The 25,624-nt window shown below is 36.9% G+C and carries 22 protein-coding genes and 1 CRISPR repeat array; of the genes, 20 read left to right on the forward strand and 2 right to left on the reverse strand.

Annotated features, from left to right (window positions below; translation table 11 throughout):
• Positions 1–555: 555 nt before the first annotated feature.
• From cas9 to ACDF53_RS03670, 12 genes are all read left to right on the forward strand, one after another.
• Positions 556–4,752 carry a type II CRISPR RNA-guided endonuclease Cas9 gene (cas9, locus tag ACDF53_RS03615; RefSeq protein ID WP_370815515.1) on the forward strand — a complete coding sequence of 1,399 codons (4,197 nt, stop codon included), beginning with the start codon at positions 556–558 and terminating at the stop codon, positions 4,750–4,752.
• A 19-nt stretch (positions 4,753–4,771) separates the two neighbouring features.
• Positions 4,772–5,647 (forward strand): type II CRISPR-associated endonuclease Cas1, encoded by an 876-nt coding sequence (gene cas1, locus ACDF53_RS03620; RefSeq protein WP_370815516.1) that lies wholly within the window; start codon positions 4,772–4,774, stop codon positions 5,645–5,647.
• Positions 5,648–5,651: 4 nt separating this feature from the next.
• Positions 5,652–5,957: a CRISPR-associated endonuclease Cas2 gene (gene cas2 / locus ACDF53_RS03625; protein WP_370815517.1), complete on the forward strand. Its 306-nt coding sequence runs from the start codon at positions 5,652–5,654 to the stop codon at positions 5,955–5,957.
• Positions 5,954–6,628, forward strand: a complete 675-nt coding sequence (gene csn2, locus ACDF53_RS03630) for a type II-A CRISPR-associated protein Csn2 (protein WP_370815518.1) — start codon at positions 5,954–5,956, stop codon at positions 6,626–6,628. The genes cas2 and csn2 overlap by 4 nt, the downstream gene beginning before the upstream one ends.
• A 65-nt stretch (positions 6,629–6,693) precedes the next feature.
• Positions 6,694–8,512: a CRISPR direct-repeat array (repeat unit 36 nt; unit sequence GTTTGAGAGTAGTGTAATTCTGTAAACCTCTAAAAC).
• A 283-nt stretch (positions 8,513–8,795) separates the two neighbouring features.
• Positions 8,796–9,332, forward strand: coding sequence for a flavin reductase family protein (locus tag ACDF53_RS03635; protein ID WP_370815519.1), 537 nt, complete (start codon positions 8,796–8,798; stop codon positions 9,330–9,332).
• Positions 9,333–9,790: 458 nt separating this feature from the next.
• The gene (locus ACDF53_RS03640) at positions 9,791–10,234 is read left to right on the forward strand and encodes a hypothetical protein (protein WP_370815520.1); all 444 of its coding nucleotides are present in this window, start codon (positions 9,791–9,793) and stop codon (positions 10,232–10,234) included.
• Positions 10,234–10,833 carry a DNA-3-methyladenine glycosylase I gene (locus tag ACDF53_RS03645; RefSeq protein ID WP_370815521.1) on the forward strand — a complete coding sequence of 200 codons (600 nt, stop codon included), beginning with the start codon at positions 10,234–10,236 and terminating at the stop codon, positions 10,831–10,833. The genes ACDF53_RS03640 and ACDF53_RS03645 overlap by 1 nt, the downstream gene beginning before the upstream one ends.
• 514 nt (positions 10,834–11,347) lie before the next feature.
• Positions 11,348–12,064 carry a DUF554 domain-containing protein gene (locus tag ACDF53_RS03650; protein WP_370815522.1) on the forward strand — a complete coding sequence of 239 codons (717 nt, stop codon included), beginning with the start codon at positions 11,348–11,350 and terminating at the stop codon, positions 12,062–12,064.
• Positions 12,065–12,488: 424 nt separating this feature from the next.
• A complete protein-coding gene (locus tag ACDF53_RS03655; RefSeq protein WP_370815523.1) occupies positions 12,489–12,773 on the forward strand; it encodes a type II toxin-antitoxin system RelE/ParE family toxin in 285 nt (94 codons plus the stop codon).
• A 12-nt stretch (positions 12,774–12,785) separates the two neighbouring features.
• The gene (locus ACDF53_RS03660) at positions 12,786–13,100 is read left to right on the forward strand and encodes a HigA family addiction module antitoxin (protein WP_156719533.1); all 315 of its coding nucleotides are present in this window, start codon (positions 12,786–12,788) and stop codon (positions 13,098–13,100) included.
• 76 nt (positions 13,101–13,176) lie between these two features.
• The gene (locus ACDF53_RS03665; RefSeq protein WP_009352301.1) at positions 13,177–13,530 is read left to right on the forward strand and encodes a Spx/MgsR family RNA polymerase-binding regulatory protein; all 354 of its coding nucleotides are present in this window, start codon (positions 13,177–13,179) and stop codon (positions 13,528–13,530) included.
• Between the two features lie 351 nt (positions 13,531–13,881).
• Positions 13,882–14,655 carry a hypothetical protein gene (locus tag ACDF53_RS03670; RefSeq protein WP_370815524.1) on the forward strand — a complete coding sequence of 258 codons (774 nt, stop codon included), beginning with the start codon at positions 13,882–13,884 and terminating at the stop codon, positions 14,653–14,655.
• A gap of 119 nt (positions 14,656–14,774) precedes the next feature.
• On the opposite strand, the gene pgtP is transcribed toward ACDF53_RS03670, so the two are convergent.
• Positions 14,775–16,106, reverse strand: coding sequence for a phosphoglycerate transporter protein PgtP (pgtP, locus tag ACDF53_RS03675; RefSeq protein ID WP_370816191.1), 1,332 nt, complete (start codon positions 16,104–16,106; stop codon positions 14,775–14,777).
• A 512-nt stretch (positions 16,107–16,618) separates the two neighbouring features.
• Here pgtP and ACDF53_RS03680 point away from each other — a divergent pair.
• Entirely contained in the window at positions 16,619–18,556 is a 1,938-nt protein-coding gene (locus ACDF53_RS03680) for a heavy metal translocating P-type ATPase (RefSeq protein ID WP_370815525.1), read from the forward strand.
• Positions 18,557–18,672: 116 nt separating this feature from the next.
• Here the strand turns inward: ACDF53_RS03680 and ACDF53_RS03685 are convergent, their stop codons facing one another.
• A complete protein-coding gene (locus ACDF53_RS03685) occupies positions 18,673–19,263 on the reverse strand; it encodes a nitroreductase (RefSeq protein ID WP_370815527.1) in 591 nt (196 codons plus the stop codon).
• 372 nt (positions 19,264–19,635) lie between these two features.
• On the opposite strand from ACDF53_RS03685, the gene ACDF53_RS03690 reads away from it, so the two are divergent.
• From ACDF53_RS03690 to ACDF53_RS03720, 7 genes are all read left to right on the forward strand, one after another.
• On the forward strand, positions 19,636–20,154 hold the full coding sequence (locus ACDF53_RS03690) for a MarR family winged helix-turn-helix transcriptional regulator (RefSeq protein WP_370815528.1): 519 nt from the start codon (positions 19,636–19,638) through the stop codon (positions 20,152–20,154).
• A 160-nt stretch (positions 20,155–20,314) separates the two neighbouring features.
• Positions 20,315–20,713 carry a hypothetical protein gene (locus ACDF53_RS03695; protein ID WP_370815529.1) on the forward strand — a complete coding sequence of 133 codons (399 nt, stop codon included), beginning with the start codon at positions 20,315–20,317 and terminating at the stop codon, positions 20,711–20,713.
• An 88-nt stretch (positions 20,714–20,801) separates the two neighbouring features.
• A complete protein-coding gene (locus ACDF53_RS03700; RefSeq protein WP_370815530.1) occupies positions 20,802–21,572 on the forward strand; it encodes a carboxymuconolactone decarboxylase family protein in 771 nt (256 codons plus the stop codon).
• Between the two features lie 15 nt (positions 21,573–21,587).
• Entirely contained in the window at positions 21,588–22,214 is a 627-nt protein-coding gene (locus ACDF53_RS03705; RefSeq protein ID WP_295213395.1) for a site-2 protease family protein, read from the forward strand.
• 527 nt (positions 22,215–22,741) lie between these two features.
• Complete coding sequence (locus ACDF53_RS03710) at positions 22,742–22,975, forward strand: (2Fe-2S)-binding protein (RefSeq protein ID WP_024047871.1); 234 nt, start codon at positions 22,742–22,744, stop codon at positions 22,973–22,975.
• A 216-nt stretch (positions 22,976–23,191) separates the two neighbouring features.
• The gene (locus tag ACDF53_RS03715; RefSeq protein ID WP_370815532.1) at positions 23,192–24,340 is read left to right on the forward strand and encodes a glycoside hydrolase family 3 N-terminal domain-containing protein; all 1,149 of its coding nucleotides are present in this window, start codon (positions 23,192–23,194) and stop codon (positions 24,338–24,340) included.
• 207 nt (positions 24,341–24,547) lie between these two features.
• Complete coding sequence (locus ACDF53_RS03720) at positions 24,548–25,531, forward strand: Abi family protein (RefSeq protein WP_213467379.1); 984 nt, start codon at positions 24,548–24,550, stop codon at positions 25,529–25,531.
• Positions 25,532–25,624: the final 93 nt, after the last annotated feature.

A 25,624-nucleotide genomic window follows, 5' to 3' on the forward strand; every position in this document is an offset into this window, starting at 1 on the left:
TGAATTATTAGACTTCTTTCAAATATTACATAAATCAAAAACCGAGCTACTATGTTTTGGTAGCTCGGTTTTTTAGTTGTTTCACAAAAGACAAATAGCCCCCATTGCCTAGTGTAACTAGATAACTGAAAGATCATTTCCTAATGTTTTACTTTTTTGAGATGCGCCTGACGTTACTACTCATCTTACTATCTGCCTATATTATAGGGATAAAGATATATATCGTCAAAATAAGATATATCCGTATAACTATAAGTTTTATGAAGAAATAATGAATAATTTTATTGTTTTATGCTAAAATGAAGTTAATTATACGGTGTTTGGCGACTTATAGATTATATATCATGTTTAAATAGTAAATTTTGGCAATAAAAAATCTCAATTCCAAAGAATTGAGAATAGATGCCCTACGTCGGGCGGCCAAAAGGCATTGTAAATAAATTTGTATTTGAACTCGTAATGTAATTCTGTAAACCTCCAAAACTAATTGGATTACTTATAGTATAGTTAAGCATTTGATGAATGTCAATTATTAATTTCCGAAGGAGAGGTCTTATGGAAATGCAAACATCGAAACAACTCATCTCAAGTCATTTGAAAAACTATCCGATTGAGAATTATTTTATAGGCCTAGATATTGGTGCAGGCTCTACAGGATGGGCAGTAACGAATAAGTCATATGAATTATTAAAATTCAGATCACATAAAATGTGGGGCAGCCGTTTATTTGATGAAGGTGAATCAGCTGTAGGACGTCGTAGTTTCCGTTCTATACGTCGTCGTTTGGAACGCCGTAAATTACGATTAAAATTATTAGAAGAACTATTTGCTGATGCTATGGCTCAGGTAGATCCTACATTCTTCATGCGACTTCGTGAAAGTAAATACCACTATGAGGATAAAACGACTGGTCATAGCTCTAAACATATTTTATTTATCGATAAAGATTATACAGATCAAGATTACTTTAAAGAGTATCCTACTATTTATCACTTGCGTGCAGAGTTGATGAAATCTGGTACTGATGATATTCGCAAACTATTTTTAGTGGTACACCATATTTTAAAATATCGTGGTAACTTCCTTTATGAAGGGGCTACATTTGATTCTAATGCTTCAACGCTTGATGATGTTCTCAAACAAGCTTTAGAAAATATTACATTTAATTGCTTTGACTGTAATTCTGCTATTAGCTCTATAGGCCAAACTCTTATGGAATCTGGAAAAACAAAATCCGATAAAGCAAAGGCCATCGAACGTCTAGTTGATACATATATAGCTACTGATATAGAAGATGCTTCTAGTAAAACTCAAAAAGAGCAGGTCAAAGAAGATAAAAAAAGACTTAAAGCATTTGCTAATTTAGTGTTAGGTTTATCTGCTAGTCTTACAGAGCTATTCGGCTCTGTAGAGGAGTTAGATGATGACCTTAAAAAGCTTCAAATAACAGGGGATACATATGAAGATAAACGTGATGAACTAGCTAAAGCATGGGGCGATGAGATTCATATTATTGATGATTGTAAATCTGTATATGATGCTATTATTCTGATGTCCATCAAGGAGCCTGGTCTTACTATTTCTGAATCTAAGGTAAAAGCTTTCAACAAGCATAAAGATGATTTAGCTATATTGAAATCTTTACTAAAGTCTGATAGAAGCATTTACAATGCGATGTTTAAAGTTGATGAAAAAGGGTTGCATAACTATGTACACTATATTAAACAAGGTCGTAAAGAGGAAACGAGTTGTAAGCGAGAAGATTTTTATAAGTATACTAAGAAGATAGTTGAGGGATTGCCAGCCTCTAAGGATAAAGCATATATTCTTAGTGAAATTGAATTACAAACGTTATTGCCCTTGCAACGGATTAAAGATAATGGTGTAATTCCGTATCAATTACATTTGGATGAACTTAAAACCATTCTTGATACATGTAAATCTAAATTTCCATTCTTAAATGAAGTGGCAGACGGTTATTCTGTAGCAGAGAAAATTATTAAAATTTTTGAGTTCCGAATTCCGTATTATGTAGGACCTTTAAATACTTATCATAATGTAGATAATGGTGGTTTTGCATGGGCAGTTCGTAAAGCTAGTGGTCGTGTCACACCATGGAATTTTGATGATAAGATTGATCGAGAAAAATCAGCAGCAGCTTTTATTAAGAACCTTACTAATAAATGTACCTATCTTTTAGGTGAAGATGTGTTACCTAAATCCTCTCTTTTATATAGCGAGTTCATGTTGCTAAATGAGTTAAATAATATACGTATTGATGGTAGACCATTGGAGACGGCTGTAAAAGAACATCTTATTGACGCTGTATTCAAGCAAGACCATAAGAAAACGACTAAAAATCGTATAGAGCAGTTCTTAAAGGATAATAATTATATCCCTAAGAAGCATAAACCAGAAATTACAGGTCTTGATGGGGAGATTAAAAATGATTTGAAATCTTATCGAGACATGGTTCGTATTCTAGGTGGTAAATTTGATATATCTATGGCTGAAGACATCATTACGGATATTACTATCTTTGGTGAAAGTAAAAAAATGTTGCGAGAAACATTGCGCAATAAATTTGCTTCGCACCTTGATGATGAAGCTATCAAAAAGTTGTCAAAATTAAGATATCGAGACTGGGGCCGTCTCTCTAAAAAGTTACTGAATGGTATCGAGGGTTGCGATAAAGCTGGTGATGGTACACCTGAAACTATAATTAAACTGATGCGCAATTTTAGTTATAATTTGATGGAACTATTAGGAGATAAATTTTCCTTTATGGAGCGTATCCAAGAGCTAAATGATGAATTGACTGCCAGTCAAGTAGTAGATCCCTATGACATTATCGATGAATTAGGACTTTCACCTGCTGTTAAACGTGCAGTATGGCAGGCATTGCGTATTGTTGATGAGGTTATACATATTAAAAAAGCGTTACCATCTCGTATCTTTGTAGAGGTAACACGGTCTAATAAAGCTGAGAAAAAGAAAAAGGACTCTCGCCAAAAACGATTATCTGATTTATATGCAGCGATTAAAAAAGACGAAGCTTTATTAAGTGGGCTAAAGGCCACCGAGTTTGAAGGCTTGAAATCAGGCTTAGCTAATTATAATGATGCGGATTTGAGAAGTAAAAAACTCTATTTATACTACACTCAAATGGGTCGTTGTGCTTATACAGGTGAAGTTATTGATATAGCACTTTTAAATACGGATAACTACGATATCGATCATATTTATCCTCGTAGCCTTACTAAGGATGATAGTTTTGACAATTTAGTGTTATGTAAACGAACAGCAAATGCGCAGAAATCAGATACCTATCCAATTGCTGAGGGGGTTCAAAAGGTACAAAAACCATTCTGGAATTTCTTAAAACAACAAGGACTTATTAGCGAACGAAAATATGCGCGTCTGACTCGTAACACGCCTCTTACAGCTGATGATCTAAGTGGCTTTATTGCTCGTCAATTGGTAGAAACCAATCAATCTGTAAAAGCTGCTACAACTTTACTGCGTCGTCTTTACCCAGAAATTGATGTAGTCTTTGTAAAAGCTGAGAATGTAACGGACTTCCGTCATGATAATAACTTTATTAAGGTTCGCTCATTGAACCACCATCACCATGCTAAAGATGCATATTTAAATATCGTAGTTGGCAATGTGTACCATGAGAAATTTACACGTAATTTCCGTTCATTCTTCCAAAAGAATGGAGCTAATCGTACATATAACTTAGCGAAGATGTTCAACTATGATGTTACCTGTACTAATGCTAAAGATGGGAAAGCTTGGGATGTAAAAACAAGTATGGATACAGTTAGCAAAATGATGGCTAGTAATGATGTGCGTGTTACTAAACGTGTTTATGAGCAAAAGGGGCAATTGGCTGATATTAATTTAACTAAGGCTAGTAAAGTTAAGGCCGATATATATTTGCCGATAAAAAGTAATGATTTAATTATGTCTCAGAATACAAAATATGGCGGATATTCAGATATAAAAAATGCTTATTACACGATTATTGAATATAGAGATAAGAAGAATAACAGTATTAAATCTTTTTTACCAATACCTATTTTTATTGCTACAAAGAATCTGACCAATCAAGCTCTCTTAGATTATATAAAAACGATTTTACCTAAGGCTAATGATCTACGAATAATTTATAAAAAAGTATACAATGATCAATTATTGAAAATTGATGGATTTAATTATTATCTAGGTGGACGATCAAACGACCGGTTTTGTATTGATAATGCAATTCAACTTATAGTTCCTTTAGAGTTACAATTTTATATAAAATTAGTTGAGAAATTTACAGCTATAACATCAGAAAATAAGAATATTGCACTTAAAGCTACGTCGGTCAAATCTAGAAATCCAATAAATAATCAGGTTGAAAATATAACCTCAGAGTATACGCAAAAACTATTCGATTATTTGGTATCTAAGTTTAACGAGCCTATTTATTTGAAGATGAGGGGGAATAAGATAACAGAAATTGATAATATAGGAAGAAAACAATTTATAAAACTTTCTCTAGAAGAACAATGTAAAGCATTAGCAGAGTTGCTTAATATTTTTACTAATATGAATAAAAAACTATCTTTAAGTACTATAAATATTAGTGCATCTCGTAAAGTTGTTAATTTTAAAATTTCGACATTAGATGAATTTAAAATTATAAATGAATCTATTACAGGATTATATTCTAATGAGATCACCATAGTTTCAAACGAGTGAGTTAATATTAGGAGCTATTATGAGTTGGCGTACAGTGGTCATAGGTAGTCGTTCTAAACTAGACTTTAAAATGAATTATATGATTATTCGTAAGGACTTTGAGACGACTAAAATATATATTGATGAAATCTATATGTTGATTATTGAATCTACGGCGGTGAGTCTCACCGCCGTACTCCTAAATGAATTGATTAAAAAGAAGGTAGCTATTGTTTTCTGTGATGAGAAACGGAATCCTGCTAGTGAGGTCCTTCCATTATACGGTAGTCATAATAGTAGCAAACGTTGTCGGGAGCAGGCTGATTGGTCGAAAGATTTGCAAGCTTATATTTGGACTGAAATTGTACGGCATAAAATTATGAATCAAGCCAGCTTATTGCAGCATCAAGAGTTAGCTGAGGCAGAGTTGTTATATCAATATCTAGATGAGTTGACTTTAAACGATGAAACTCAACGTGAAGGACATGCTGCAAAGGTATATTTCAATGCTTTGTTTGGGAAATCATTTTCTAGGGAACAAGATAATCCTATTAATGCAGCCCTTAATTATGGATATGCTATCTTACTTTCAGCAGTAAATCGAGAGATTTTATCCCTAGGATATATTACTCAGTTAGGGTTAAATCACTGTAATCAATTTAATCCGTATAATTTAGGCTCTGATTTAATGGAGCCATTGCGTGGATTTGTTGATGCGGTAGTTAACAAGTTAAGACCTACAGAATTTGACCGCAATGTAAAGCTTTCACTTATAGAACTTTTATCTGAAGATGTAAAGATAAATGATACCATTCAAACCTTTAGTGCTGCAATTCGGATTTATTGTAAAAGTGTATTTGATGCATTGCGTACTCAAGATGCTAATCAAATTAGGTTTATAGAATATGAGCTATAGATTTATGAGAATATTAGTGATGTTTGATTTGCCGACGTTAACTTCGGAAAATCGAAAAGAATATAGGAATTTTAGAAAGTATTTAATTGTATCTGGCTTTCTTATGTTACAAGAGTCTGTATATTCAAAGCTCGTTCTTAATACGACAAGCGCTAATCTTATCATGGAACATGTACGTAAAAATAAGCCATCGAGTGGTAGCTTATTTATGTTAACTGTTACAGAAAAGCAGTTTTCTAGAATGGAAATTGTAGTTGGAAATAAGCAAAGTGAAGTTATAGATTCCACAGAGAGGGTGCTTATGATATGAAGTTAATGTATCAAGACTCTATATTGGACTTTGAGATATCTCATGATAAGGTAACGGTGATATCCTTTGAAGACCGGAAAGTGTTTCGTCGCATGGTTACGGAACTTGATGTACAGTGCGATGGTGGAGAAGGGCCATGGATCTTAAATGACAATGATAAAGCTTTCAGTATAGATAAATATAGCCATATAATACTTAATCCGTTATATGTGGATGTAAATAGTAAAACTCTATTAACTAAATTACAAAATCAATTATCTAAAGAAGCTTTGTTGATGACTGAAGAGGTCGCCGATATTGTTAATCGACTACATACTTTTTACTACTCTTTAGAATTTGGGTATCCATTATCGATTCAACATAAACTTGAAATCGGGACTGCTGAACTTATTAAATTAGGAAGTTTTAATTTTGAGTTTAATCGTAAAGGAGATATTATGGATCTAATGTCTTATATAGAAGTGGTAGATACATTACTATCCCCTATGGTGTATATTGTGGTAAATTTAGACCTAGTTTTAAATGATGACGAAATTAATGCATTCTATCAAAATATGCTGAGTAGGCAATTACGGTTAGTTTGCTTAACAACAGGATCTCTAAACAAAGAAAAACTTGATAAAAGCTTTATAAATGGGTATATTTTAGATAATGATTTCTGTGTTATTTAAAGAGTATGCAGAATTACACCTGGTGGTAGCCCAAGTTACTCTTGAGCCTCAAATTTAATTTTGGGGTTTGAGAGTAGTGTAATTCTGTAAACCTCTAAAACGAATCTGAATCCCAACAAGCTCAGATAGACGTTTGAGAGTAGTGTAATTCTGTAAACCTCTAAAACTTGGTCAGCATAGTTATCGTTAAAATTAGGGTTTGAGAGTAGTGTAATTCTGTAAACCTCTAAAACGACTAATCGATTTACAAGCGCCTCGAGTTCGTTTGAGAGTAGTGTAATTCTGTAAACCTCTAAAACAATTGCTTGCTAAATTGAGCATAAGAAACAGTTTGAGAGTAGTGTAATTCTGTAAACCTCTAAAACCAATTTGGTGTATCCTTAACCGATGCCAATGTTTGAGAGTAGTGTAATTCTGTAAACCTCTAAAACCCAAATAATGCTGCAATCATAGCTTTTTGCGTTTGAGAGTAGTGTAATTCTGTAAACCTCTAAAACTCCGCTCCAAACGGCATTGCCTTTGGTACAGTTTGAGAGTAGTGTAATTCTGTAAACCTCTAAAACGAATAAAAACACCAGTACTTATCACCACCAGTTTGAGAGTAGTGTAATTCTGTAAACCTCTAAAACTGTTCTTAAAAAATTGCTGATTTCGTAGCGGTTTGAGAGTAGTGTAATTCTGTAAACCTCTAAAACGGAAGATCTAAAGCATGTACAATCTGATATGTTTGAGAGTAGTGTAATTCTGTAAACCTCTAAAACTTGACCCCTGAACAGGTAAACACACTTATGGTTTGAGAGTAGTGTAATTCTGTAAACCTCTAAAACTTTGCGAAAAGATGATAGTAAATTCATTGAGTTTGAGAGTAGTGTAATTCTGTAAACCTCTAAAACTGTTTCACTTGCGTTACATCGGTGTTACATGTTTGAGAGTAGTGTAATTCTGTAAACCTCTAAAACACATTTTGAAAGTCATAATAATGACAGCATGTTTGAGAGTAGTGTAATTCTGTAAACCTCTAAAACAAGGAAACAGAGATTATATGGTGTGTGTTTGTTTGAGAGTAGTGTAATTCTGTAAACCTCTAAAACCACGTCTGTAGTTTCGTCCATCTCCGGTGCCGTTTGAGAGTAGTGTAATTCTGTAAACCTCTAAAACTAATCGACTAGATTGAAGACGCCCTTCTTTGTTTGAGAGTAGTGTAATTCTGTAAACCTCTAAAACTGGATTGACAGAGTCTAAGTTGACTAAACTGTTTGAGAGTAGTGTAATTCTGTAAACCTCTAAAACATTAGGCAATAAAATCAATACAGATATCTAGTTTGAGAGTAGTGTAATTCTGTAAACCTCTAAAACTTAACTCGTGAAGAAATCGCAACCATGATGGTTTGAGAGTAGTGTAATTCTGTAAACCTCTAAAACTTGCCGTCTAGCTACCGCACCATAAGGTCTGTTTGAGAGTAGTGTAATTCTGTAAACCTCTAAAACTCTCTTTTGTGTTATAAACGCTGCTGCCGTGTTTGAGAGTAGTGTAATTCTGTAAACCTCTAAAACTAACCACTAACTATAGTGGTGATTGGACTAGTTTGAGAGTAGTGTAATTCTGTAAACCTCTAAAACACATTCCATGTTAGTTGTTGGTATTGAGTGGTTTGAGAGTAGTGTAATTCTGTAAACCTCTAAAACTGTTGTAAAGTACAACGTATCCATATCTGGGTTTGAGAGTAGTGTAATTCTGTAAACCTCTAAAACTAGTCTTAATGAAGTTAATTGCGCCGATTAGTTTGAGAGTAGTGTAATTCTGTAAACCTCTAAAACTAGTCTTAATGAAGTTAATTGCGCCGATTAGTTTGAGAGTAGTGTAATTCTGTAATTTATAAAAATGAGGCGGCCCACTTACACAAGTGTTTGAAAGTAATGTAATTTTGAAGATATTTTGTAGCTGTAGCATTTAAGATTAATATAATTTCAATTTAGTAGATCCTAAATCTATGAAGCAAAAGAGAAAAAAGCTGAGCTATTGTATGTCTATAAACAGCCGAGCTTTTATTAGTTTATTCGTATATTTATATAATATAATGATTATTATATCGTATATTAATGCATTATATAATGGGGTTAGGGTAGTTAGACGAGGTTGGGAAAATAAGATAAACCGGAGGTCATTATGAAAGCATTTGAAACAAAAGACTATAAAGCGTTTTCTATGTTTGAGAATCGTTGGGCTCTTGTTACGGCTGGTACGCCTGATGACTTTAATACTTGTACGGTTAGTTGGGGCAGTATGGGCAATGTATGGGGGCCTAATGGTGGTGACATGTCCACGGTGACGGTGTATATCCATCCGGCTCGTTACACTCAAGAGTTTATGGCTAAATACGATACCTTTACAGTTAGTTTCTTCCCTGAAAGCCAACGCAAAGCTCTTGGTTATTTAGGTTCTCATTCGGGCCGCGATGAAGATAAGGTGGCTAACTCTGGTTTAACACCAGTTGCAGCAGGCGATGGGGTAACTTTCAAAGAAGCAGATTTAACATTTGTATGTAAAAAACTGTATGAACATCAATTTGATGAAGCTCACTTAGCGGATAACGTAAAGGAATATTATGCAGCAAATCCGTCTATGTATACCCAAGTTGGTAAAGATCGATGGGAACCACATTATATGTACATCGGCGAAGTAGTTGAGGCGATAGAGAAATAGACAATTTATGTAATATACAAATAAGGCAGTCCCAAGGGACTGCCTTATTTGCTATTGTTTTCAAAAGAAAGTGAGACGGTATTTACTACCTGTATTTATAATAACATAGGGTATGAGTATAAAATGCCGCATGATATTGATTACAAATTCTTAGTTGTTTGAGTAAGGTTTTATGCTGTAATTTACACAAGGTTTTATGGTGTAATTTACACTATATTTTTTTGTAATTTATCAAAATAAGTCATAAAATTGATGAAAAATCAGTATATATGAGCCGACAGTGAGGAATAGCTTATATAGTGGGTTCTTTCGTTGAGAACTACTATAAATTGTATATTTTGATAAAATTTTATGAATTTTAACCCCACAAAAAGTGCAAAATCTGATATAATAATAGTATCAGAAATAACTACGCGAATGCGTAGTTTTCTTATTTTGTGTTTGGCGTAGGTAGTCCCATGAGTGTAGTGAAGCCCTTATTATGGCTATTAGAACCGTATATCGTATATAAAGCCTATTTGTGGGCGCTCCGCTTTATAGCTCATCCATTGACGTGGGAAGGCGAGATAGATTTATTCTCTTTGACCTTAACGGTGCTGCTCATCCTTGATGCGGTGGCGTTGCCCTTGGTGATTTTGTATTGCCCAGGACTCAATCCTAGAAAGCGTATGCCCGACTGGATTGTTCGATTAGGGACACCTATTTACATCGTCCATAATTGGCTTGATGGCAAGGTGGGCGGCGGTACGTCTACACCGATTGTATGGCTCCGCAGGACATTACATTCACTATTGCTATTTATCTATTATCTTGTGCCGTTTTATGTGGGCGGTCATCTCGTGATGGGCCTCGTGGTAGCGCTCATGTATGATGTCCTCGTCTGGGCCCATGGAGGTGTGTAGTGGCTACTTGTGAATGGCCGACGACGCCCTTGTATCAGGCGTATCACGATCATGAGTGGGGCCGTCCTATTCATGACGATCGATTGCAGTTTGAACATCTCTGTCTTGAAAGCCTCCAATGTGGTCTCAGTTGGCTCACGATTTTGAATAAACGAGACATCATTCGAGGTTGTTTTAATCACTTTGATATTGATGTGGTTGCTGCTTATGGTGAAAGCGACATCGAACGGATTATGCGGACTGAGGGCATGCTCAAGTCTCGGCCAAAAATTGAGGCTATCATCAATAATGCTTCTGCTTTTAAACGTATTCAAGATGAATTTGGTTCGTTTTGCAAGTATATCTGGGCTTTCACAGGTAATAAAACCATTATTTATGAAAGCCATCCCGATGGGCATGTTCCTGCAAAGAATGGTCTATCCACGCGGATTAGTAAGGATTTAAAGAAGCGAGGGTTTAAATTTGTAGGCCCTGTGACCATCTATTCCCATCTACAAGCTAGTGGCCTCATCAACGATCACGGTAAGGACTGTCCTTGTTTTGACGAGATTAATAAGACCGCAGATATTGTTCAATTGCCTGCAGACACTGAGGATTAATATAGTTCTAAATGTTGAGTATTAATATAATCTGAATGTTTGATAGTTAGCTCATTATTTTTGCCTTTTTCTAATTATTGGCGTTCTTTTACCTATATGTTGTAACGTATTTGTATAATCGTTAGTTAACAATAGTTTTTATACATAATTGGTTTTACAAAATTGAACTTGTGTTAAACCGCACTTTAAGGTGTACACTATAGTCGATGGAAAGATAGCGTTCCATCATATGTCGGCCCGCTTTATATACAAACACATATATTCTCTCTCTCCAAAGCGGGTCTCTCATATACTTCTCTCTCAAAGCTATAAACACAACATGAAGCCCCTATCCTTTACTGGATAGGGGCTTTTTGCTGCATAGTGAACTGTTAAGTACCTTTATGATTAGAGACTATTGATTCTATAACTGTATGATTCAGTTGTATACCATGATAAATTGATTTATTTCGATATAGTTGATATACTGATGGTAAATTAAAGTATTACTTTCACAATTAAGAAAGGGAAATATATGATTGGTTTGGGCACGGCCATTAACATTGGCCTCATCATAGCCGGTAGCTTGTGTGGCCTCGCATTTGGTCGGTTTATGAAAGAAAATTTAAAACAGACGCTCATGATGGTGAGCGGCATTATTGTTCTCCTCCTCGGGATGAGCGGTGCCATGCAGTATATGCTAGTCATCGTGAACGGCACGCTTCAAACAACGGGGCCTATGCTGATGATCATTAGCATGGTGGCAGGCGCCATAATTGGCGAGCTTATCGACCTTAACCGTTGGATTACTGTGTTTGGTGATTGGGTGAAAGCCAAAACTGGTAATACTGGTGATCCGCAGTTTACCCACGCTTTTATTACGGCATCCCTTACGTTTACAGTGGGCGCCATGGGTGTACTAGGTTCTATTCAAGACGGCTTAACTGGTAATTACCAAACGCTTTTGTTGAAAGGTATCCTCGACGGCATCATTGTTATGGTTATGGTGTCCTCTATGGGGAAGGGCGCGTTGTTCTCCTTTATTCCAGTAGGAATTACACAATGGATTATTACAGCTATGGCACACATCGCAGCACCGTTGATGACACCGAGTGCCATCGATAACCTGTCTTATGTGGGGTCTATTCTGATCTTATGCGTCGGTATTGACCTCATCTGGCCTGGTAAAATCCGCATTGCAAACCTGTTGCCAGCCATCTTCGTGGCTATGGGCTTAACATTCTTGTTGTAAATAGTATTACAAATAGTGTTATAAATAGTATTACAAATAGCACTATCAATAGAGAGATTAAGACTTATTGATTTATAAGAGTTCAATACTCTCAAAATTATAAGAGACCTATATTCTCTACATCTTTAATATGTACCTTGTACATGAGATGGTAGAGGATATAGGTCTTTTTATTTTTGAAATTATTTTGTCATAAAATAACTGATGGTATTCCTCAACTCAATTAAGTTAATAGATGTAGATCCTTACGTTCCGAAATAGGTGACCAATAGAGTCACTACAAAAGTAGGATTCTTTTAGTATTATCTAGAAATCTTTCACCGAAATCGCTAGCAAAATAATTTTAATTTCCAATATGCCTGTTATCCAGGTATATATTATTGAATTATACCTGTTTAACAGGTATAATCAAAGGAGAGATTCTATGATTATAGGATTTAAGGATAAGGAAACAGAACGTATTTTTTATCGTGGATATTCGCGACGTTTACCGACTCATATTCAAAAAATAGCATTATTGAAATTACGAATCTTACATGCTTGTCGGACTATAGATGATTTTATGGTTCCACCTGGTAATCATTTTGAGTTTTTACAGGGTGATCGATTTGGGCAATGTAGTATTCGTATTAATAAGCAATATAGAATATGTTTTTGTATAGATGAAGATTTTAATTTATATGATGTGGAAATTGTAGATTATCATTAAGGAGATAAAAGTATGAAGGAATTAATTCCTGTACCTAAAATGAGTGAGGTTTTACGTGAAGAATTTATGCAACCATTGGGGTTAAGTGCGTATCGTGTTGCAAAGGATATTATGGTTCCTGTATCACGAATACAAGAAATTCTTCAAGATAAACGAAAAATTACGGCAGATACAGATTTACGGTTATGTAAATATTTTGGTATGTCTAAAGGTTTTTTCTTAAGATTGCAGATGGATTTAGATTTGCTTGAAGCAGAGGATACTGAAGGCCTACAAGCTGATTTAAAAAATATTATATGTATTACAACTCAATCTACTGCTGATTGATAATTTTCGATATATTTGGTACACTTATCATATAAGTAAGTTGTTATAATATTGAATATTGATATAAGGAGAACCTATGCTATTCGTTGAATACCCTAAATGCACAACATGCAAAAAAGCAAAGAAATTCTTAGATGATCATAAAGTTAAGTACACGGCTCGTGATATCAAAGCCGAAAATCCTACAGCTGAGGAAATCGCTGCTTGGTACCCACAATCTGGCAAAGATTTGAAAGCATTCTTTAATACGTCTGGTATGATCTACCGTGAACAACAATTAAAGGATAAATTGCCAAATCTTAGCGAAGAAGAAAAAGTAGCTTTATTAGCATCTAATGGCATGTTAGTAAAACGTCCTATCTTGGTTCTAAAAGACAAAGTTCTCGTTGGCTTTAAAGAAGCAGAATGGATTGAGGCGTTGAAGCTCTAATTTCATAACCTTGGGTCAAAGACTCTATCTCTAAAAGCCTCCATAGCGAGCTAAGTCATTTTTAGAGATAGAGTCTTTTCTGTTTATATGAAATTAGTATCTTCAACTAAGGCCTATTAAGGATAAGTCATTTATTACTCATCGAAAAATTTGATTTGTATATTTCTTGTATGTTATGTATAATAGTTACACCATAGATATACCCCTATGGGTACATAGGTTTATAAAATACTTTAGGTTCATAGGGTTTTAAATTAATTTAGGTATAGAGAGTTCTGAATTAATATTGTGTTGTTTTTTGTTTTATTTCCGGAGTAAGTAAGGCCGGTTCTAGTGTATAGAGAGGTCTATATGAAATTTTTACAGTCTTTATCGGCGCAGGTGTCGTTATTTACGCAAGGTGCTATTTTGGCACTAGGTGTTTTATTTATTCTATTAGATGCTATCACAGAGTCATTCAATCCTGTGATTGACTTGGCTTGGGTGACGGTTATCGTTTGTGGTTTGCCACTGCTTATCAATAGTGTTCAAAGTATTTTGAAGCATTTAGAAATCCACGCTAATTTTCTTATTGTTGTGGCCATGGTAGCGCTCATTTCCATTGGCGATTATCATACGGCAGCTTATGTGGGGCTCATTGTACAGGCTGGTTTCTTCTTGGAACAGCTTATCACAGGTGAGCCACATTATACCTTAGATGATGACATGCTTCCTACCATGCCATCTCAGCTCGTTGCTATGCGTCAGGGTATTAACAATTATTCATCTGTCATTGTTGTGGCCGTATTGCTATTATCAATGGGTTCCTTTGCATTAACACAGGACTTCATACATACTGTAACCTTGTTATTGGTACTATGCCCATGTTCCTTGGAGCTTATCTTAGTGGTGATCATGATGGGCTCTCTTGTGGATGACGCATCTCCTGTATCGGAGCTTTCAAAAGGAGCAAAGCAGGCTCATTTAGGTCTACTAATCGTGTCCATTGTATTCCACATTGCCATCATCGGTGCTGGTGTACTTGGTTTCATCGATCCTGTTACGGCTGTTGCATTGCACGGTTTGGCGCGACTTGGTCTCGTGTATAATTTGAAAGTTCTCAATAGTTCTTTGTGCGTAGCATAAGAGCTAATATCGTATATAGAATACAGTCTAGTGCAGTATATATTAAGACATAATAAAATCCCCTAGTAACGATGTGTTACTAGGGGATTTTTTACGTTCTTACAACAGTTTGTTGTAGATTACTGTTCTTTTGCTTGGGATTTGTCACCAAGTGTGAGAAGTAGGAATACGATAGCGAGGATACATGCACCTACGAGGGCTACGAAGCCACCATCCCAACCATAAAGGTCAACCATGAGACCCATGAAGGCACCAGCGCCAGCGGAACCGATGAGGTAACCAAGAAGGCCTGTAAGACCAGTAGCGCCACCTGTTGCTACACGTGGTACCATGTCTGCTGCTTGAAGGCCAATCATCATAACAGGACCGTAGATGAGGAAGCCGATAGCGATAAGTGCTAAGTTATCGATAAGGATATTGCCTGCTGGGTTGAACCAGTAAACAAGGATTGCCAAGATAACGAATAGCATGAAGCAAATCGTAGCTGGAGCACGGCGGCCGCGGAATACACGGTCACTCAAGTAACCGCTTACGAGCATGCCTGGAATACCAGCCCATTCGTATAAGAAGTAAGCCCAACGGGAACCTTCTTTTGTAAAGCCTTTCACAGCTGTCAAATAAGTAGGAGCCCAGCTTACTACACCGTAACGGATGAAGTATACGGAGATATTCGCAATTGCAAGGTACCATAAGTATTTGTTATGCAAAATATATTTGTAGAAAATTTCTTTGAAAGTAGTTTTATTTTCATCGCTTACTTCAGTTGCCACAGGTTCATGTTTGTATTCCTCAATAGGTGGCAAGCCACAGGATTGAGGTGTATCTTTCAACAAGAAGAATGTAACAACAGCTAACACGATAGAAATAAGAGCAGGGAAGAAGAAAATACTATGCCATGTACCAAATAGATAGATACCTAACGTAGCAAGAGGTGCGATGATACCGCCACCAAGGTTGTGGGATACGTTCCACCAGGACCACCAAGCACCGCGTTCAGAACGGGAGAACCAAGTTACCATATTCTTCGCATATGGAGGATAACCCATACCTTGGAACCAACCATTTAAGAAGGCGAGCACGCACATGATAGGAATACTGCTTAAAACACCAGGTAAGGTGCCGAATAATAACATAACTAAAGCACTGAGCAATAGACCTACTGTGGAGAAGTATTTTGGGTTAGAGCGGTCAGACGCATTACCCATGACAAATTTACTTACACCGTACGCTACGGATAAGAGGGTCATGACAATACCAAGGTCCGCTTTAGTGTAGCCGTACTCAGCAATCATGTACGGAACAGCCAAACTAAAGTTTTGGCGGATCAAATAGAATGTAGCATAACCAATAAAAGTACCTGCAAAGACTTCTTTGCGAAGACGTTTGTAGGTGGAATCGATTTGCCCCTCTGGTAATCGTTCAATATGAGGAGCTGGAGAGAAAATCGACATCATCACACATCCTTTCTACAAAATGTCATTGTAATCATACCATGTATGACTAAAAGTCGACTATATTTTATTTTTAATTATGATAAATAGTTATTTTGGTACACCATTATGGGCTTAGCGCATAGATTATCGGTCATTAAAATATCTTCTATTTATAAATATAGAGAGGTACCTATATATGAATAATCGCTCATGCATTTGTGTAATAAGACAATGCATGAATTATATAATGCCATTGGATCCAGTATTTATCTATGTTTTTGCTTATATATGAATATTTGTACATATTTTGTTGTTGACATAAGTATACCCATAGGGGTATAACACAATAATAGGGCATACCCCTATGGGTATACAAAGAGCTAATATTAAAATGATAAACAACAAACTACAGAGAATAAGCACTAAGCAGATATATGTTGTTTATTTTAGGTCATATACATGGACGCATGTATATAGACCATAACAAATGTGTACATATCATTATATATAAGCTTTCACAGGAGGTAAGTATGGAACGGTGGAGTAAAGCAGCAGAGTGGCTCGATTTGAATCGCGAAAAGATCACATTAGTAGCCGGTGGTATCGGCGTAGTATTTAGTTTATTAGGCGTTCGATTGGGATTGCCATTTGACTGGGCATGGTTCACCATCCTATTATGTGGGTTGCCTATCGTGTGGGGCGCAGCGGTTGCTATGTATGAAGAGTTCGACGTAAAGGCTGACCTCTTGGTATCCTTGGCACTCATCGCGGCTGTAGCTATCGGTGAAGTATTTGCGGCTGCAGAGATTGCTTTCATCATGCAGCTCGGTGCAATGCTCGAAGAGTTCACTGTATCTAAAGCGCAAGCGGGCATTGAACGTCTCGTTAAATTGACGCCTACCACAGCGCGTATTGTTCGTAACGGCAAAGAAGAGGTGTTGCCTGCAGACATCGTAACAGTAGGCGATGTAATCCGCGTGTTGCCAGGCGAAGTAATCCCTGTAGACGGCACGATTTTGACTGGCGATACAGCTATCGACCAATCCGTTATGACTGGAGAGTCCATGCCTGTTGATAAAACGATTGGCGACGAAGTATTCTCTGGTACGGTGAACCAATTCGGTGCCTTTGATATGACAGCAACCAAAGAGGGTGAAGACAGCTCTATTCAACGCATGATTAAGCTCGTTAAATCTACTGATCCAGGTAATGCAAAAATCGTTAGCCTCGCTGACCGTTGGGCTACGTGGATTGTAGTGATTGCACTCTTAGCAGCAGTTGGTACTTATGTGGTGACAGGAGAAATCATCCGCGCCGTAACCATCCTCGTTGTATTCTGTCCTTGCGCTCTTGTATTGGCTACGCCAGCAGCAATCATGGCGGCTATTTCTAATGCGAGCCAACACGGTTTCCTCGTGCGCCGCGGCAATATTATGGAACGATTGGCAAAGGTTGATACAATGACCTTTGATAAAACAGGTACATTGACCTATGGTACACCTGAGGTGACTGCTGTTGAAACAGTGGGTACTATGTCTAATGATGAATTGTATCGTTTGGTAGCGTCTGTAGAGACTAAATCCGAGCATCCATTGGGCAAGGCGATTGTGAATGGCTTTACATCTCGTCATGGTGAAAGCTTCGATTCCGTAGACTCCTTCCGCATGGTGCCTGGTAAAGGTTTAGCGGCGACTGTAGATACTAAATCAGTGTTAGCTGGTAACGAAGCGATGATGACCTTGTCTAATGTGTCTATTGCGGACTCTGTGAAAGCAGCTGTTCATGACCACTTGAACCGTGGTGCGTCTATTGTGTACGTGGCTGTAGATGGTGTCTTGGCTGGGTATGTGGCTTTGGCTGACCGTGTTCGCCGTGAAAGTCGCGCCGTAGTAGAGTCTTTGAACGATCTTCATGTTATGCCTGTTCTTTTAACAGGTGACCATGGTACAACAGCTAAAACCATTGGTAAACGTTTGAACGTACCGAATGTTATCGCTGATTGCTTGCCAGAAGATAAAATGAATACTGTAGCAAAATTGCAACAAGAAGGTAACATCGTTGCCATGGTTGGGGATGGTGTAAATGATGCGCCAGCTCTTAAGAAATCTGATGTAGGCATCGCCATGGGCGGTGTTGGTAGTGACATTGCTGTAGAAGCAGCGGATATCGTTCTTGTAAACGATAATGTGAAAGAAATTCCACACCTTGTAGCATTGTCTAAACGCATGATGACAACTATTAAAATTAATCTTTCCTTCTCCTTGCTTTTGAACTTCGTAGCTATTATCTTAGCTATGATTGGTACATTGTCTCCAGTATGGGGCGCCCTCGTTCACAACGGTGGTAGCCTTCTCGTAGTGGCTAACTCTGCACTACTCTTACGTTGGGCTTATAAATCTAATCACGTCGTAGAAGATGACAATTCTATTCTTGTAAAAGCAGCGCGCAAACGCGTGTTTGAAGGTTAATACTATATTCTAAATAAAATAGCGCTATCTATTCCGAACGAAACTCGATACGAGTGTTCGGATAGATAGCGCTTTTGTTTTACTCATATTATGAAATAGATGGTGTCTAGTGTTGATTAATCAATATAGGTTACAGGATAGCCTTTGGCTTCGATTTCACGGCGGTTGAGACCATTTGGTAAGTCTGGATAGCCAAATGCAAGGCTAGCATAGACTTTTTCACCGTCTTTTAGGCCTAGTTCACGCATTTTAGCTTGGATGCGTTCGTTGTCTTGGAGGTGACGGATTTGGTTAACCCAGCAGCTACCAAGGTCTAATTCGTTGCAAGCAAGCATCATGTTTTGCATTGCACAAGATACATCAGCGAAGTTATTCGCATAGTTTGCTTGGCTCGCTAGTACGATGAGAACTGGTGCATTATAGTTGAATACAAACTTGCCCTCCGCAGACATTTTAATGATGTTCACCATGTATGGCAATGTATTTTCTGTAATCGGCATTTTGCCGTATTCCTCTTGTACAAGTGTTACTAGTTCGTTGAGCACGTTTTGGTTCGTGATGACCATGAAATGTGTTAATTGTGTATTGCCACCAGATGGGGCACGGCGACCAGCGTTCAGAACTTGGTCGATAAGCTCACGAGATACTTGATCTGCTTTAAATTTACGCGTACTATGACGAGTTTTGATACATTCTAATGTGTTCATAGTAACCTCCTGTTAGATAGGGAATATAATACAAGAAATACAATGACTATTTTCTTTATTATACTATATGTCAAAAACTTGAATCATATAAGTAATAAATCTAACTTACGCTTGAACCTAAACTATGCTTGGGAGGTTTTATATTTTATGGTGATATTAAAAATTTTTCTTAATAGCTTGGTAGATATATGTCATAATTTTGCCCCATAAATTCTATAGAGCCACTAGTTTCTTTAATAAAAAAGAAAAAATATATTAAATAATTGACAAATTTGAAAATTTATGTGCAAAGTATGTTTTTTACGTTGACTGCTTGCCGTAGAATTGTGTACAATTAATTTGTAGATTATTGTGTGCATATGGAGGTAGAATATGGCAGAAATTGGCGTACTGGAAGGTTACAAACATAAAGAAGATGTACCTGATGCAGAGTACATGAAACTAGAAAACCAATTGAGCTTCCCACTTTATGTAGTGGCGAAGGAAATTGTTAATGCATATCGCAGTCACTTAGATCCGTTGAATTTGACATATACACAGTACATCGTAATGATGGCATTGTGGCAATATGGTGATTTGTCCGTAAAAGAATTAGGCCAAGTATTGCGCCTTGATTCCGGTACATTAACACCACTTTTAAAGAAATTAGAAGCAAAAGCATTCTTGAAGCGCAAACGTAGTCGTCAAGATGAACGCGTTGTTATGGTAACCCTTACTGATACAGGTAAAGCGTTGCGTGACGAAGCTGTTCATGTACCACGTCGTTTGGCTGAATCTGCTGGTCCCATCTTTGACGTGGAAGAAACACGTCAATTGCGTATGTTGCTCAACAAATTATTAGATGCAATCGATAACGCAAATGCTAAAACTGCAGAAAGCCATAAGCGCTAATGTAGCGTACTCTAGTAAGATCTCATATGCATACATTCTGTAATTTAATATATCTAATATTTTCATAAAATGTGATATACTATACATATAACGTATTGTGCTGAGGCCATGTGAGAATATGACCTGTCGTGAGATGCCGTTAAGGCAAAAGGAGAGCATTATGAATAAAAATTTATTAGGCGCATTTGTATTAGCCGGTACATTATTAGTTGGTGGTGTTGCTAATGCAGCAAACTGGAATGGTTTAGCTAACTATCCAGAGGTTCCAAACAGTGCAAATGGTTCTGAAACATACTTCTTCGATAAAGCATCCCAATTCAGTGGTATCGATAGTAGCCGTAACTATGTATTCGGCATCAATGTAGTGAATATGCATAACAACCAATATGGTGAAGCTACATTGTTCAAATACATTGTTCATCCAAGTTTGCATACTGTATATCGTTTTGCTCCAGATGGTCAAGTGTACCAAATCACTCCTGGTTCCAATGAATACAATATGTTCTTGGCTGCTTGGAAAGAAGTATACGGCACTGATTTCTCTTTCCCAGCTTTATAATTTGATGGCGCAAGCCGTAATAATTACATAACTATTGCTGGTGAAAGCTCCTTTGAGCTTTCACCAGTGTTGTTTATGGAGGTTTCCTATGTCTAAATCTGAATTTGCTCAAGCCTACACGGAGCGAATGTTCCCTGATATTGCAGCCCCTGCAGGTTATATCGACCCTGAGTTTGAAGTATTGTTTGATAATTTCGCCTTTGATGAAGTTATTACCGAAGAGGGTCGCAATGTGCCTGCCAAGGATCGTTTCTTGGCTATCCTTGCCACGCTTGTAGGTGTATCTGCTGTTGATGAATATGCGTTGATGTTACCGGCAGCACTTAACTTTGGCTTGATTCCCGATGAAGTAATAGAGCTCCTTTATCAAGCGGTACCTTATCTTGGCATCGGTCGTGTACGCCCATTCTTTAAGGTAACAAATAAGATTTTTGACTATCGTGGGGAAACTGTTGTGGATCCGTCTCGCAGTACAATCACTAGTGAATCTCGCCTTGAAAAGGGCGTTGAAAAGCAAGTTGAAATCTTTGGTGAGTCTATCCGTAATTCTTACCAAGAAGGTCCTGAAGAGACACGCCACATCAATAAGTGGCTTGCTAATATGTTTGGCGACTACTACACTCGTAAAGGTTTAAGTGTGGCTCATCGTGAAATGATTACCTTCTGTTTCTTAGCGGCTCAAGGTGGCTGTGAACCTCAGCTGAAGGCTCACGTAGAAGGCAACTTGAACGTAGGCAACAGCAAACAATATTTGATTAACATCGCCTCCCAATGCGTGCCGTATATCGGCTACCCTCGTACATTGAATGCTCTTCGTTGCATTCAAGAAGGCTTTACTGCATGGGAAGCTAAACAATAATGGACAAGGAGTTCTATGTTTGATTTTAATCCAATCCAGATATTAGCCAGTGTTCCGGCTATTATCATTATTTTCTCTATCTACGGCTATGCAGAGGCTAAGGTGGCAACGTGGCTTGGAGACCCTACACCACGCATGGCGGGACGACTTACACTGTCTCCCTTTGCGCATCTTGATTTAATCGGTACTCTCTGTATTATTCTTGTTGGCTTTGGTTGGCCAAAGGGGATGGCCATTAACCCATCTTACTTTAAAGATCCTCGCAGAGATATGACGTTGCTTGCCTTTTCTGGACCTGTGGCAGGCTTAATTGCAGGCTTTATATTTACCTTTATATACATATTACTAGGTAATCTAAACCTTATTACCACTCAAGGTCTTGATATGGTTTTGCAATATATCATCCTGTATAGCATTGGTATCTCTCTGTTTTGTTTAATCCCGTTTCCTCCATTGCCAGGGTTTAATATCATATTGCCATGGCTGCCTGTGGAATGGCAGATTAAATACTATCAATTAGGGATGGTCAATTTAATTTTCTTTATCATCCTTATCAATACACCAATTATTTCTATGATTATTCGTCCATTGCAACAAACGATTTTCAAAATCTTCTTTGCCATCATTGGGACAATTTTATAAATATATTTGGTGAAAGCCGCTTCCGTAACTGTATATGCTAATGGATATACTAGACATATAAAAAGCCTCTACCGTATAGGAAATTTCTATATGGTAGAGGCTTTTCATAGTATATCTGTCTTATGTTGATCTCTTTTCTAGTATATGTGCCTTATGTTAATCTCTTTTAGTGCTGGATTTTCTTGTTAGTAGATTTTAACTGCATTATGATTATTGCTACTAGTCGTGTAACTATATTTTGATAGGGCTTGCTTTAAAATAATTGGTATCGATATATTTATATTAAAAACTATCAATATAGTTTTCATAATATGATATACTGAATGTAGAAATCGTAATTTTTCGATGTATTAGTGTTTTAGTATATCGTAGATAAAACAGTATTAATTACTGAACACTAAGTAGTAATTACTATGCATAATGAAGTATTTAATACTATATATAATGTAGTATGTAATACCATAAGTATATTGATACTGTATATGAGTTAGTATAGAGATATTCAAGTGAATAGAAGAGGAATACATATGGATTTTGAAGAAAACCAAGTGCCAGAGGCGATTCTGGATAAGCTTACAAAGGTGTGTACATGCCGTAGCATTACACGTAAAACGATTAAGGAAGCCATTTTGAATGGTGCTCATACATTTCCTGAGGTAAAAGAGGCAACACGTGCCGGCACAGGTGCTTGCGGTGGCAAAGGCTGTGGCCCTCGCATAGTAAAGCTTTTAGCTGAAATGAAAGAGCAAGGTAAAATTTAAAACTAAGTAAAATTTAAGATTAAGCAACAGTTAAGTGTAAGTTTGACCTTAACTCATATAAAGACTATTACTTCAAACCAATACGGTAAATATTCGTAGGTTTTGGGTAATAGTCTTTTTTGCGCTAACGATTCATGAGATGTATTGGCGTTTTGGGGTTGTCTTTATTATTTGATATACTATACATAATACTTTTTAGAGATTTTGGAGGTATATATGTTTCGACGTATCGTAGCAGCAACGATGATCGGCGCGTTGGCGCTCACAACGGGTTGCGGTTTACATAATCCATTTACTTCTAAGGCTGAGCCTGTCACCTATGAATCCGTGGCACAGAGCAAGCTTTCACCAGAGGAAAAGGTGGACAAATTAGTGGCTAATATGTCTGATGCAGACAAGGTAGGGCAATTGTTGATGATTGGTATCCACGGCAAGACCTTGAACGATGATGCTAAGTTTATGCTCAATGAGTACCGCGTGGGCGGCATTATCTTGTTTGATCGGAATATGGAGTCCAAAGATCAAGTGAAATCGTTGATTGCGGACATTAATAAAACTGGTAAAAGCGCCGGTTTAACGCCATTATTCATCGGCATCGACCAAGAGGGCGGTGCCGTAGCGCGCATGGAGGATCAGCTCATCAAGGTCCCTCCAGCAGAAGAGTTAGGCAAGGAGCCTATTGAGAAAGCGGTATCCTTGGCAAAACAGTCTGGTACAGAACTTAAAGACTTGGGATTCAACATTAATTTTGCTCCTGTAGCGGACTTGGGATTAACCTATGGCCGTTCCTTTAGTACGAACCCTGATGAGGTCGTACGCTATGCCAGTGCAGTAGGCAAGGCCTATGATGAAGCGGGCTTGTGGTATTCTTACAAACACTTCCCAGGTATTGGTAAAACGGATGTTGATTTACATGCTGATACCAGTGTTGTGCCAGTGTCTAAAGAGACATTGTTGAATGAAGATACAAAGGTATTTGTAGACCTCATTAAACAGTCTAAACCGAATACATATGCAATTATGGTGTCTCATGCGATGTATCCTCAAATCGATCCAGACCATCCATCTAGTCTATCTAAAGCTATCATTACAGACTGGTTGCGCAAGGATATGGGCTATAACGGCGTTGTCGTAACGGATGATATGGATATGGGCGCTCTTGCAAAACACTACACCTTTGGCGATATGGCGGTTCAATCTATCTTGGCTGGCAGCGATATCTTGCTCGTATGCCACGAGTACGAACACATGCAAGAAGCGTACAATGGCCTTATGAAAGCCGTAAAAGACGGCCGAATCTCTAAAGAACGACTCGATGAATCTGTGAAACGGATTTTGCTTATGAAGATAACTAAAATTTCTTAGACTATTTGTTTTTGTTGCAGGAATTAATTAACCATATAACGAATATAGAAAGTGGAAGTACTATTCATTGAAATCGCATCTGAGTTGACACTCGAGGGAGAACTTTGTTATAGTTATTACACAGAGAAACTGTGCGAAGCTTACGGGCAACGTACAACGCTCGTCGACTCAAGGGTCGGCGAGCTTTTTTGTCTGTAGGAGGGACTTATGTCTAAGCCGTTTAAGTCTTTAGATTCCCTATTACGCTTGATGAGAAAACGAAATATTACAATTGGAAAGGGGAGCGAAGGTAGCAGAGTAAAAAGAATTTTAGCAAGAGATAATTATTATGCAGTAATCAATGGATATAAAGATATTTTTTTAGATAATAATGCAACATTAAATAGTGGTGATGACTATTATGTAACTGGGACAACATTCTTTCAAATATATGGATTATATTGTTTTGATCGTAATTTACGAATTATTTTATTAAAAGCTCTATTACAAGCTGAACAAAATATTTGTACTAAAGTATCTTATCGTTTTTCAGAGATATATACATCTGAATTTAGTCATTTGAATGTCAATAATTTTTCTAAAACAAATTTACCAAAAGCGACAGAATTAGTCTCTAAATTATCTAATGCTACACAACGTAATGCGAGACATACGATGTTTTCTCATTATTTAACAACACATCAAGATTTACCATTATGGGTATTGGTAACAAAACTTACATTCGGTGAAATTACTAATTTTTATAAATTAATTACACCTAATATACAAGAGAGAATATTAAAAGATATACACAAGGAATATACTGGTGAGTATAAGGTATCTATTACTGATCCAACATCTACTTTGATACCTGTTTTTAGTGAGATACTAGATGTTCTTGTGGGTTATAGAAATGTATGTGCGCATGGAGACAGACTTTATAACCATAGAATTATAGGTCCAAAGAAAACTATTAAAAAATTAACATATTATTTTGTACAAACTCCAAAAGGGAGTGAATCTTCAGTATATGGGGTGTTAATATCTTTAAGATTACTATTGCCTAGAATATCGTATAAACGTATTATTGATGAGGTAATTAATGAATTAATACTTTTAAGTGAAATATTACCTGTTATGCAGTTTAATCAGGTTCTAGCTAAAATGGAGTTAACCCTTCAATGGAAACAAACCTTAGAATTATTGCAATGATTATATAGTGTATACATAACACAGTTTCAAGGATTTTAATAAACCGATAGAGAATTACTTAGTATAGTTATTCTCTATCGGTTTATTTTTTAT

Origin of the sequence: Veillonella sp., assembly GCF_041333735.1 — a bacterium.
Taxonomy (GTDB): Bacteria; Bacillota; Negativicutes; order Veillonellales; family Veillonellaceae; genus Veillonella.